General features: G+C 47.2%; 7 protein-coding genes and 2 rRNA genes. 3 read left to right on the top strand and 6 right to left on the bottom strand.

What is annotated here, in order from left to right:
* Nucleotides 1-154: 154 nt before the first annotated feature.
* The 3 genes from L1S32_RS05125 to ppcA all read left to right on the top strand — a co-directional run bounded on the left by L1S32_RS05125 (nt 155) and on the right by ppcA (nt 5,326).
* Nucleotides 155-3,074: ribosomal RNA gene (locus tag L1S32_RS05125) — 23S ribosomal RNA — on the top strand.
* Nucleotides 3,075-3,139: 65 nt separating this feature from the next.
* Nucleotides 3,140-3,261 (top strand): 5S ribosomal RNA (gene rrf / locus L1S32_RS05120).
* A 589-nt stretch (nt 3,262-3,850) separates the two neighbouring features.
* Nucleotides 3,851-5,326, top strand: coding sequence for a phosphoenolpyruvate carboxylase (ppcA, locus tag L1S32_RS05115; RefSeq protein ID WP_347403371.1), 1,476 nt, complete (start codon nt 3,851-3,853; stop codon nt 5,324-5,326).
* A 684-nt stretch (nt 5,327-6,010) separates the two neighbouring features.
* Here ppcA and L1S32_RS05110 read toward each other — a convergent pair.
* The 6 genes from L1S32_RS05110 to L1S32_RS05085 form a co-directional block, all read right to left on the bottom strand.
* On the bottom strand, nt 6,011-7,246 hold the full coding sequence (locus L1S32_RS05110; RefSeq protein ID WP_278156700.1) for a Coenzyme F420 hydrogenase/dehydrogenase, beta subunit C-terminal domain: 1,236 nt from the start codon (nt 7,244-7,246) through the stop codon (nt 6,011-6,013).
* Between the two features lie 2 nt (nt 7,247-7,248).
* Nucleotides 7,249-9,315 (bottom strand): formate dehydrogenase subunit alpha, encoded by a 2,067-nt coding sequence (gene fdhF, locus L1S32_RS05105; protein ID WP_278157046.1) that lies wholly within the window; start codon nt 9,313-9,315, stop codon nt 7,249-7,251.
* 267 nt (nt 9,316-9,582) lie between these two features.
* Nucleotides 9,583-9,918 (bottom strand): hypothetical protein, encoded by a 336-nt coding sequence (locus L1S32_RS05100; RefSeq protein ID WP_278156699.1) that lies wholly within the window; start codon nt 9,916-9,918, stop codon nt 9,583-9,585.
* A gap of 145 nt (nt 9,919-10,063) precedes the next feature.
* Nucleotides 10,064-10,564, bottom strand: coding sequence for a nucleotide-binding protein (locus L1S32_RS05095; protein ID WP_278156697.1), 501 nt, complete (start codon nt 10,562-10,564; stop codon nt 10,064-10,066).
* 8 nt (nt 10,565-10,572) lie between these two features.
* Nucleotides 10,573-11,439 (bottom strand): formate/nitrite transporter family protein, encoded by an 867-nt coding sequence (locus L1S32_RS05090; protein WP_278156695.1) that lies wholly within the window; start codon nt 11,437-11,439, stop codon nt 10,573-10,575.
* 167 nt (nt 11,440-11,606) lie between these two features.
* On the bottom strand, nt 11,607-12,548 hold the full coding sequence (locus L1S32_RS05085) for an IS5 family transposase (RefSeq protein ID WP_278156677.1): 942 nt from the start codon (nt 12,546-12,548) through the stop codon (nt 11,607-11,609).
* Between the last annotated feature and the right edge of the window lie 276 nt (nt 12,549-12,824).

The following is a 12,824-nucleotide window of genomic DNA, read 5'->3' as shown; positions in this document are numbered from 1 at the left end:
GTTAGTAATAACCATTTAATCTGAAACACCAGGCTCCCATGCACCCGGAGACGTGAGTCATCGGGGAAGGGCCGAGAGTCTAACCGACTCTTTGAGGCTGTGTAAAGGTGTGCACATTGGACGTTAAATGAGTTTTAACGGACACAATCAAAAAAGACAAGCTGATACAAACCTGTCAGTGGATGGCTCGGTTCGAGTGCCGATGAAGGGCGTGCCAAGCTGCGATAAGCTCCGGGTAGGCGCATGGAACCTATGATCCGGAGATTCCCTAATGGGACCTCCTGCTTCTTTAAGAAGCGATCCGTAAGGATTGGGAACCCCCCGAATTGAAACATCTCAGTAGGGGGAGGAAGAGAAATCAAACGAGATGTCGTGAGTAAAAGCGATCGAAAACGACAGAGTTCAAACCGAATCCCTTCGGGGACATGTGGTGTTGTGAGCCTTCCGTTTAATCAAACATCCGAAGCGGAAATATTTCTGGAACGGTTTGCCACAGAGGGTGATAGCCCCGTACGCATACCGATGTTTGATGAGGAAGTGTCTCGAGTAGTGCGGGTTGGAATTCTCGCATGAACCTGGGGGTCATCAACCTCCAAAACTAAATACTCCTCGAAACCGATAGCGCATTAGTAGCGTGAGCGAAAGCTGAAAAGTAACCCTGGAAAGGTGGTTAAAAGTGCCTGAAACTGATAGGTGATAGTGTGTTATGGCATGCAAGGATCTTTACATCGAAAGAACCCGTCGCGAGGCGGTTGTATGAGGTGTACTGCCGGTGTCATAACGTACGTTTTGAAGAACGGGCCAGAGAGTTTATTCTGTTGGCGAGGTTAACCGGTAAGGGAAGCCGAAGCGAAAGCGACAAGTCCGTAGTTTCGACATGGGACGACGTATTAATAGTGCGTGTAGTCGACAGGATAAGACCCGAAGCCCAGTGATCTATGCGTGGGCAGGCTGAAGGGTGACGAAAGTTGCGTGGAGGGCCGTAGCGGTATTGATATGCAAATCATTCGTGTGACCTGCGTATAGGGGTGAAAGGCCAATCGAACTGGGCATCAGCTGGTTCCTCTCGAAACATGCCGTAGCATGACCTGGCTGGAGATAGACGGTGAGGTAGAGCACTGATTGGAGGAGTTGGGGAAGAAATTCCTCACCTTCCTGTCAAACTCCGAATTCCCCGTCGTCGTAGAAGGCTGGAAGTCCGCATTACGGGGTAAGCTTGTAATGCGTAAGGGAGACAACCCAGACTGTGGTTAATGTCCCTCAGTGTAGGTTAAGTGTCAACACTAAAAGATGTCCTAGGCCAAAGACAACTGGAAGGTGAGCTTAGAAGCAGCTACCCTTTAAAAAGTGCGTAACAGCTTACCAGTCGAGGTTTAGGGCGCTGAAAATGGACGGGGCTAAAACCTACCACAGATACCACAGACCACCGCAAGGTGATGGCGTAGAGAGGCGCTCTGCATGGGCGGAAGCAGGGGCGTAAGTTCCTGTGGACCGTGTAGAATTGAGAATTCTGGCATTAGTAGAAGCATAGTTAGGTGAGAATCCTAACCGCCGAAGGGGCTAGGTTTCCTCGGCAATGTTCGTCAGCCGAGGGTTAGTCGGTCCTAAGTTATACCGTAACTCGAGTATAGCGAAAGGGAAACAGGTTAATATTCCTGTACCATCTGATTGTAGTCTTCGGACCCCGACGTTTCTGGATATGCTTTGCAGGGCTGTCGCCCTGTCTAATCGTATAAGCTCTCGGAGAACCGTAATGGTGAGAATTGAGTGAAAGCGTGATGGAGTAATAAAGCAAATTCCTGGAACCCGTGAAAAGGGAATCAGATGTCCGTACCGAGATCTGACACAGGTGCCCCTAGCTGAGTAGGCTAAGGCGTGTCGGTTTAATTGTGTTTAGGGAATTCGGCAAAATGGCCCCGTAACTTTGGAATAAGGGGTGCCTGCCCGGAGATCGGGCAGGTCGCAGTGACCAGGGGGCTCCGACTGTCTAATAACAACATAGCAGACTGCAACTCCGTAAGGACTAGTATAGTCTGTGATTCCTGCCCAGTGCAGGTATCTGAAAACCGGGTTCAACCGGACGAAGGACCTGTAAACGGCGGGGGTAACTATGACCCTCTTAAGGTAGCGTAGTACCTTGTCGCTTAATTGGCGACTTGCATGAATGGATTAACGAGAGCCCTACTGTCCCAAACACAAGTCCGTTGAACATTTTATCCTAGTGCAAAGGCTAGGGACTCCAAATGGGAAGTGAAGACCCCGTGGAGCTTTACTGCAGCCTGTCGTTGTGTTACGGTATTCATTGCGCAGAGTAGATGGGAGATGTCGATCCAGCCCTCGTGGGGGCTGGTTAGTCACCAATGAGACACCATCCTTTGTATACTGTAACACTAACTCCTTGTGAGGACATCGGTAGGTAGGCAGTTTGGGTGGGGCGCCACACCCTCGAAAAGATATCAAGGGTGCCCCAAGGTCAACTCATGTGAGTCAGAAACTCACAGAAGAGTGTCAAGAGCAAAAGTTGGCCTGACGTGAACACGCATAGCAAGTGTTCACGAGAGGAAACTCGGGTCTAACGAACCAATACGCGCTTTTGATGAGTGCTATTGACGACAGAAAAGCTACCCCGGGGATAATTGAGTCGTCGCCGGCAAGAGCACATATCGACCCGGCGGCTTGCTACCTCGATGTCGGTTCTTTCCATCCTGGCTGTGCAGCAGCAGCCAAGGGTGAGGTTGTTCGCCTATTAAAGGGGATCGTGAGCTGGGTTTAGACCGTCGTGAGACAGGTCGGTTACTATCTATTTGGAGTGTTAGAGGTCTGAGGGTAAGACGGAAATAGTACGAGAGGAACTTTCCGTCGTCGCCACTGGTAGATCGGTTGTCCGACAGGGCAGTGCCGAGTGGCTACGCGATAATGGATAAAAGCTGAAAGCATCTAAGCTTGAAACCAGACCTAAAAAGAGACCTCGTCTGAGGGCATGGATAAAAGATCCGTTTGATAGGCTCGGGATGTACGCACGAAGGTAACGACGTGTTCAGTCCACGAGTACTAACGCCCGAATCAGCTAACACTGATTTACGTGCTCCGTTAAAACTCAGACGAAATCCAGTGTGCACACACGATACACAGCTTCTGTATTTGCGGCCATAGCAGCGGGGCAACACCCGGACCCATACCGAACCCGGAAGTTAAGCCCGTTCACGTAGTATGCTGTACTGAGTTACGCGAGTGCTCGGGAACCATACTTCGCTGCAAATGCTCTGCAAAAAATGAAAATCTGTTCTGTAACTGTTATACCTGAGAGCCGAGGCTCTGCGGTTGATTCTTATCTGTAAACTGGTTCTAAGGGGTTATTCTGTTCTGTATATACGATACAAAAGAGCGTGAGTGCCCGGGAAGGATTGCTGTACCGCAGATGACTGCATGTGATTATTCTATTCGGGAATGGGTATACAAAGGAGCGTGAGCTCTCGTCCCGTCTATTTGTACAGTTATGCTTGGAATGAATATTCTGTCCCATTAGCGGTAAACCATGAAAGTCCGTACGCATATCATCCATGGTTGATATTTCAGAGAGGTTCATTTTTGTTCTGTGATAGCTTTAATTGACGGGGGCCAAATCTCCTTCTCAGAAATCTCCGTCATTGGGCAAATCTCTCTCCATTCCGGTGCTTTCCTGATGTGTGCTATTCTTTGCATCCGGTGAAAAATCTGAGTGAAAATTGTGGCAATACTGCAGACATTCTGGTCTTCCCCACATAACGAAAAAGCAGCATCGGTGTGCACATCTGGCGTCAACCAAGAAAATAATTATGGTTGACAACAAAGTACATTGGTGAATGTTGAGATGAAAGATCACCTCCACTGTAATGTACCAAAAACGATGAGTACCCAGCATCCGGACAATGTTAACACACCGTTTTTTTGCTATTCTTCTCTGATGGGTGGGGAAGATGAGGTGCTTGAGGCGTATTATGCCTATTCTCATCTGCACTGCAGGGAACAGATGTGGGATTGTGAAGGAAAAGAAGTGGACAATTTTGTCGTCAAGAAACTGCTTTCCCGGTATGAATCATATTTTCTGCAAAATCAGCTGGGGAAAGACATCTTCTTAACCTTACGACTGCCCAATCCCGAAGTTGAAAGGGCTGAAGCAAAAATTCTTCTGGAAACGCTTGAGAGTATTCCCCGTTCATTTGACCTGGCACACCTTTTTTACAAAAATGGAACCGCCCCCATCTTTGAAGTCATACTCCCGATGACCACCTCATATGTCTCTATTGACAATATCTACCAATATTACTGTGATTATGTAATCGGAAAGCAGCATGGCAGACTTGGAGGGCGCGATGTCACCATCGCGGATTGGATCGGTGAATTCAAACCCGAGAGAATTAATGTAATTCCGCTCTTTGAAAACAGGGAAGGGATGCTGAAATCCGGGGAAATGGTTAAAAGATATATTGAAAATAAGAATCTTGACTATCAGAGAGTATTTTTTGCCCGTTCCGATCCTGCGATAAATTACGGAAATATCGGTGCAGTAATCCTGAATAAAATTGCACTTATGCAAATGGGGGATGTATCTGAAACGTCAGGAATTCCCATATATCCGATAATTGGTGTAGGTTCAGCCCCTTTCAGGGGAAACCTGAGGCCGGATAACATTGAGCATGTCTTAAAAGAATATCCCGGAGTCCATACATTCACAATCCAGTCTGCCTTTAAATACGACTATCCTCCGGATCTTGTTCGTGAAGGAATCAGAAAACTTGAGGCAAGAGAGATTGGCACCTCACAGGTGGTTGATGTAAAACGGTGCCTGTCCCTTTTTGATACGTGCTCGGCAGAATACCATACCAGACTGACTGAACTGTCACCTGTGATAAACAAAGTGGCAGAATATATCCCGGGAAGAAGACGCAGAAAGCTGCATATCGGTCTTTTTGGATACTCAAGAAATCATGGGGAACTGAATCTTCCCCGTGCTATTACCTTCACTGCTGCCTGCTATTCCATCGGTGTGCCCCCGGAAATACTGGGGATTTCTGCACTCTCTGATAAAGAGTATGATTACCTGAATGAAATATATCTGAATTTCACAGAAGACCTTACCGACGCAGTGAGGTATCTGAATCCCGATTCCCCGTATCTTCCAAAAGCGGATTTCGAATATGCAACAGATATACTCGGTGATTTTGAGACGGATGCTGAGCATAAGGACGCAACGGATATGATAATCAGGAATATTTCTGAAAATAAGCTGCATGATTCGAAGTCAGATATTCTCAGGGCTGCAGAAAGAAGGAAATTTTTGGGGTAATACCTCAGTTTTCAATATTTCCCCATCTTCGTGAGCGACCTGCCAGACATTTTCCTGTGGATTATAAGAGATTTTCCTCGATGATTTTCAATATGTCAGAGAGAGATGATCGATTATCCTGTAAAACAGATCATCATGGTGTGTTCGGAAAGAATCATTCGGTATTCAACGAATAATACCTTCTGCCGGTAATTCAGTTCTCATCTCATATTGTTCAGGGTCGATGCAGCCAATTCCGCGGAGAATCCTTATTGTACTTATTCTCATAAATTCTTAGGTCATTTTCGTTTACTGTGGGTTTTTTCATTGATTGATACCGGGGTTTTGGTATTGTACAATAGGAATTATTTTGTGCAATGGTGGCATTGATACGGACTGGAATTGTGATGCAGGAACAACACTCGGTTTTCTATCGCGGCTCAGGCCGCCGCCGTTACCGTTCATACACTATGAATACCCTGGATACTGTACTCACACCGGGGACGCCCCAAAATCATCTGGCGACGGCTGTTGTAGCCTTTGCAGCCCGAAGATACAGACGCCGGCTGATGGTTATGGCTATAGCTTATAACCTGCTTACGCGCGGCAGATGCGATGATCCTGAGAACTCATTCAGATAATGAAGCATGTGTGCGATAACACACTGTTATCCTGATTAATATTCAGGCAAAAAAAGGGGATGTTTCAGAATATGTTGTAGATCTGATCGTCGCCTGTGTCTGAAAGACGCTTGCGCTCTGCAGGTTCTTCAACAAGTGCAAGGACCGGAAGATCCATGTTTACACCGGGCACGAACCCGAACATCTTCTCCATCTCGACCTGCAGGGAGTGCATGAAGAGTGCATTTGGAATGTCCATTGCACAGAGTTCCTGGCACTGTCCACAGTTCACACAGGAGTCAGATATGTGGCTGAACCTGATGAGGTGGAACATGAAGGGTGGTGGAACCTGTCCCGGGGTAACCAGATGTGGTTTCCTGGTGGAGCACTCGACACAGTAGCAGATTGGACAGTTCTCAATACACTGGTAACATTTGATACAGCGTGAGGTCTCGTCCATGATGAACTTCAGGCGGTCTTCGCTCTCGCCAAGTGCGCCGAACTGTGCGGCACGGTACTTGTCAGCGAGTTTGAACATTGCATTCTCGACCTTGCCGCGAATCTCAATGCCCTTGGGGATAGGTGCTGCAGTTTCAATGGCACCGGCTTTTACAGCACCCTCGAGAAGTGCTGCTCCCTTGTCGCTGCATACTTCTACGAATGTTGCCTTGCCTGCTTTGTCACCAATGACTCCCCAGTTACCACATGCGAGATCACACTGGCGGGGAACCTTTGTTTTACAGCGCTGGCAGTTTGCACGACGTCCGTAGCCCTCTTCCTCGAGTTCATCGATGGAAATGCCTTTGTGTTCGCCGTTTTTGTCAACGACAATGAACTGGCCTTTGTCAATCTCTTCTTTGACGATTGAGTCTGGGTCCATATCGAACTTGTCGGCAATCATTTTCCGTGCCTCTACCGGAGAGACAGACCCACCACAGTTGAGACCGATCATCACGACGTTGTCGAGGTTAATCTGGTTTCTCTTGGCAAGTTCGTACATTGCCTTTGCATCACAGCCCTTGAGCGTGATTGCAATCTTCTCGTTCTTTGCACCGTCAAGATATTTCTTGATCAGCTTTGGAAGCAGAAGTGTACCACAGTGGAGTGATCCTGCTGTCTCGATGAGCTCAGCGGGGTCTTTGATGAGGACAGGGGTTGCGTCATAGACGTCATATCCCTTCTTCACTGCGAGGACTGCATCGACAGTGCCGCTTTCAAGAGCGTACTTGAGAAGTGCTGTGACTGCACCGCCACACTCTCCTTTCTCAAGGACCGCTGCATCGCTTGCGGACGCATATACCATATCGCCTTTAGCTACCATTTTCAGGCCTCCTGAATCTTCTCAATCTTCATAGCACAGGCCTTGAACTCCGGAATCTTGGCGATTGGGTCAAGAGCATTGTTGGTGAGCCTGTTTGCTGCACACTCCGCAAAGTGGAATGGCATGAACATGACACCTTTCATGATGTCTTCGGTGACCATTGCCGGGATCTCGATTTCGCCACGACGGGTGATTGCCCTGACCATTTCCTTGTCTTTGATGCCAAGTTCTTTTGCATCTTCAGGGTTGATCTCAACCCAGCCGGTCGGAACTTCATGGTGAAGGGTTGAAGAACGGCGGGTCATTGAACCGGTGTGCCAGTGGAACAGACAGCGGCCGGTGGTGAGGATGTATGGATACTCTTCATCCGGAACTTCTGCCGGAGGCTTGTATTCACAGACATGCATGATACCCATGCCATCGGGGTGCGAGAACTTGCCGATGTGCAGGATAGGTGTGCCGGGGTGGTCTTCAGTGGGGCATGGCCAGTGGAGTGCCTCGGGTTTGTTGAGACGCTCGTAGTTCATTCCATGATAGGAGGGGGTAAGACCTGCCATCTCGTTGAAGATCTCTTCAGCAGATTCCCAGGCGAACTGGTCAGGGTAGCCCATTGCGGCACCGACTTCTGCGATGATCTTCCAGTCGACCTTTGACTGGCCGGGTGGCTCCTGTGCCTTTCTCCACATCTGAACACGACGTTCGGTGGATGTCTGGGTACCGTCCTTCTCTGCATAACAGGTAGCCGGAAGAACAACATCTGCAAGCTGAGCGGTTTCGGTCAGGAAGATATCCTGGACAACAAGGAATTCGAGTGCATGGAATGCATGCTCAACGTGGGTGAGGTCAGGGTCTGAGATTAACGGGTTCTCACCCATGATGTACATTGCCTTGAGTTCACCGGGCTTATCGGTGAGAACATCCATCATGGTCGTGACTTCATATCCGTTTGCTGGTGCACAGATGCCGTCGGGGAATCCCCATCCGTCTTCGAATTTCTTGTGTGCGACGGGGTCAATTACCTTCTGGTATCCGGTAAAGACCACAGGAAGTGCGCCCATGTCACATGCTCCCTGCACATTGTTCTGTCCACGCAGTGCGTTCACACCGGCTCCGGCCTTGCCGAGGTTTCCGGTCAGCATCTGAATGTTTGCGACGGACTTCACATTGTCGACACCGACAGTGTGCTGAGTGATACCCATCGAGTAGAGAATACATGCAGATTCAGCGTTTGCAAACCATTCGCTGGCCTGCTTCAGCTGTTCCGCAGGGATACCGGAGATCTTGGAGACATTTTCAAGAGAGTATTTCTCCTGCATAACCTCTGCCTTAAGTTCTTCAAAGCCCTTTACGCGGGATGCGATGAATTCCTTGTCTTCCCATCCGTTGCGGATGATTTCCTGCATCATAGCGTTCAGGATTGCAACATCGGAACCTGAGCGGAACTGCATGTAGAGATCTGCCTGCTTTCCAGTACAGGTGTAACGGGGGTCTGCGTAGATGATCTTTGCACCATTCATCTTAGCCTGCATAACACGGCGGCCGATGAGGGGGTGCTGCTCGAAGGTGTTGGACCCGAGAATAAAGACGCACTTGGACTCGGCGATGTCACCAATGGAGTTGGTCATTGCACCGGATCCGAATGATGCAGCAAGACCTGCAACCGTCGATGCGTGGCAGAGACGGGCACAGTGGTCGATGTGACGGGTCTTGAAAGCACCGCGTGCAAGTTTCATCAGGGCGTAGTTCTCCTCATTGGAGGTACGTGCTGAAGAAAGACATGCGATCTCATCGGGTTTGTATCCTTTGAATTTATCTGCGATGAGCTTGTAGGCTTCATCCCAGGTGGCTTCCTCGAATTTACCGTCCTTTTTAATGAGCGGCACGGTAAGCCGGTCTTCCCGGTTCACGAACTCGTGGGCATAGGTTCCTTTCGGACACAATTTGCCTTCATTGACGGGGGAGCGGTGATACGGAGCGGTATCAACGACCTTGCCGTCTTTGACCACGAGATTGAATGAACATCCTGTCCCACAGTATGGGCAGGTTGTCTGAACGAATTTCATGTCCATGATCATTACCTCGAACATGTTCATTTTTATACTCACTGCATATAAATGTAATTAATAAATTTGGGATTATTGGTGGAATTTGAGATCTGTGGTCTTTGTTGTTGAATTGGGCTGTTATTTACTGTTAATTGATTTTGCTGCATGTTAATCTGTGGGAATTTACTTTTCAAGGTCTCTTCAGACAGGGGCGCATATTGCATCAGGAACCTGTTGGGGTGCTGCCCCACAAAAAAATGAAATATTTGATCTTAGGGGAGGCTGACATTTCTAGCTGTAGTTTTTCTCAAGACGAACCGCAATAATTGTAATTGTTGCCGCAAAGAGAATTTGCATTATTGGGCCGGTAGTGAATTCACTCCATGGGTTGAAGATAATAATTGCAAAAAGCGGCACCAAGAGGGAGACCAAATCACGTTTTGGTTTAAGAAGGGCGATTCCGCAGAGGATGAAAGAACTGATGATGCATCCCCATACTCCGACAGAACCCGACAATATATTCACTGGTAAGATAATTCCAATAACAATTCCTGCGAAGGCGATAACAGGAACTGATAACCAGGCATATTCTGGCAATTTATTTACTGATGGAGTATTGTTTGTCATAGTAATCTCCGGTATGGATTTCCAAAGAAGAATTAGTCGTTTTGATAATTAAGAAGAGTGGGTTTACGATTTACCAGATGTTGGTTTGTTTCCGGTATGCAAAATGTGAAAATGGTCCCTTAACCGGGTTGGGTTAGGTTTTGGTTTAATTGTTACTTTTCTTGCGGATGGAAACAGCGTTTATCACCGGATCACCGACGACCACGTACCGTTTGATCACCTGACCAAGAACAACAACAACATCATCTTTTTTAACATCCTCTTTAGGCGTCGTGAACATCTTCACAGACATTTCACCGCTTTTGTCAGCCACGAGATACTGCGGGCGGTTAAGCGACTTAAAGAGGACACGTTCAACTACCCCTTCAATCCTGACAATCTTACCGATATCATTCGGACGGATGCTGGCCAGTCTGACTGTCACTGCCTCTGCCTCGTAATAGGGAATCAGATCGTCGTACTGGCTCTGGCTCATGTAGTTCAGTGCTGATGGAATTACAAGGAGCATTACCAGAACAGGAACTGCCCAGAGAAGGGAGCCATAATCCCCTGTGAGGATTACATATGCGATTAAAATAAGGGTAAGGGCTGTTACAAGTCCAATCTGAACGATTGAAACCCTTACCGTTGTTCCTTTGATTTTCATTGTTTCGATTATTCTGCGAGGATGTCTTTCTTGAATGAGATCCAATAAAGAACACCGACAAAGACCAGACCACCAACAATGTTACCGATAGTGACGATGATGATGTTGTTTGTCCACATGGTAACCCAGTTCAGGTTAGCGAGTTTTGGGCCGAGGCCTGCTACCTGATCTGCTGTCAGGGCCGGCATGGTAAGGATACCTGCAGGAATGAAGTACATGTTTGCGACACAGTGCTCGAATCCGGAGGCAACGAAAGCCATGATCGGGAACCAGATACCAACAATCTTACCGATTGCGTCATCTGCACAGATACCGAGAAGAATTGCAAGGTTAACGAGCCAGTTACAACAAACAGCTTTACAGAATGCGGACCAGAGTGCAAATCCACCAATGTAGCTTGTCTTTCCCATTGCAATGCTTACTGCGGTGACACCGAATGCGGTTGCGGTTGCAGTGCCTGTTGCAGAGATTGAGACCAGGGGGCCTACGGACATAAGATATGCAAATACAAGTGAACCAATCAGGTTGCCTATGTAGACCCATACCCATAGATTAAGGACTGCTGCCCAGCTGATTTTGTGCTTAAACGCTGCCATTGGGGCAAACATTGCGTCACCAGTGAAGAGTTCTGCACCGGTAAGGACGATGATAATAAGTCCTACAGGGAACACTGCACCGAGAACTAATTTTGCGACACCTGCTCCAAGGAATGCTGCTGTGCCTGTTACACAGACAGTTGCGAGCGCTGCACCCATTGCGATGTATGCGCCTGCCATGAAACCACGCAGGAGCATATTCCAGGCCGGAAGGGCACACTTGCCCTTGCCTGCATCTCCAACTTTGGAGATGATAGATACTGGGGGATGGAATACCATTTTTCTTTCACCTCATTTGGCTTGAATTACCAAATAACACACAACTACCTATAGAGGATTACTTTTATCCCCATTTTTCGAACAACAATATCACAATAAATGCCTAAATAGAGGGAAATTGTCTCACATAGTCATTCATAATTAGGCAATTTCAGATGGCTATCGCTCTAAAGACTCTGTTTTTCAATCGTTCTCAACTGATAGAGATTGTATGAAAATGCAGAAAACATATTCTTCACCCTTACTCTGCCCAATTCTGTCACTCTCACAGTTCCAGAAGTAAATACTGATTTTATGACAGCAAATGGTCTTTCTCCTTTTGTCCTTTTTCGACTGATTCTCTCATTTCGGAGTTTGTCCCGTATACCAATGGGATGGCCTCTGGCCCCCCTCTTCATGGTTGCATCGTATCCTTTGCATTTTGCTCCCTGATACCCTCTATCGCGATACACTACTTCACCTTCTTCAGACAAGTCTATCTGGCTGTCGTGAACGGATGCAGTTGTTGTGCATACCCTTCGGATCAAATCATATTCTCTGTCAATGATGGCATGCAATTTGAATCCAAAATGAGATGTCCCTCCTTTTTTTGTCCAGGTTCCATCTTTACTTCTCCTGGTCTTTGCCTCCTCTCCCCGAGGAGTATCAGAAGATGCATGCCCGGGATCCGAATGGATGAAGGTTGCATCCTGAATCATCCCTTTCTTTATTGTGAGACCTTTTGCATCCAGCTGACGCTGAAGTTCGTTCCAGATATCTTTGTCTTTTCCGGATAAAGAGAGCCTTTCACGAAAAGCCCAGATCGTGGAACGATCAGGGATTTTATCCGGAAATCCCAGAAACTGACGAAAGGATATTCGGTCATTCGCTTGTCGTTCAAGTTCTGGATCCGACAAACCATGCCATTGTTGCAGAATAAGCATCTTTAACATCAGAATTTCGTCAAGATTAGGGCGACCACCCTTTTCGGTGTTATTCGAATAGAGACCTGTAAGGAAGGGGCGGAACGCTTCCCAGTCGATCAATTTCTCAACTTCTCCTAGCTTATCACCCAATTCAGCAATACGCTCGTATTCATACCTAATTGCAAAATTAGTGAAATTACTCATCAATTAGTGATCGAAAGAGGTGTATAAAGTACTTCTGGTTGGGTGGGGTTTTTAGAAATTCTCTATAATTTATAGGTGATTTAGACTCTCGTATGAGCATATTTATTGCTTTCGATAAATTTCCATTGAAACAAAGAGGATTTTGGCAATCTCTCGATACAGCTCTTAAATCATGTTAATCAGAATCTATTTACTATTGGGGGTGTAAAATGACATATATTAACTGCCAAATATCATCACGCGGATTTTTCAACTATTTTTTGGAAATTAAAGGAT

It is taken from the genome of Methanogenium sp. S4BF, from assembly GCF_029633965.1.
Classification (GTDB): domain Archaea; phylum Halobacteriota; class Methanomicrobia; order Methanomicrobiales; family Methanomicrobiaceae; genus Methanogenium.
This window is presented reverse-complemented; position numbering and strand designations above follow the sequence as displayed.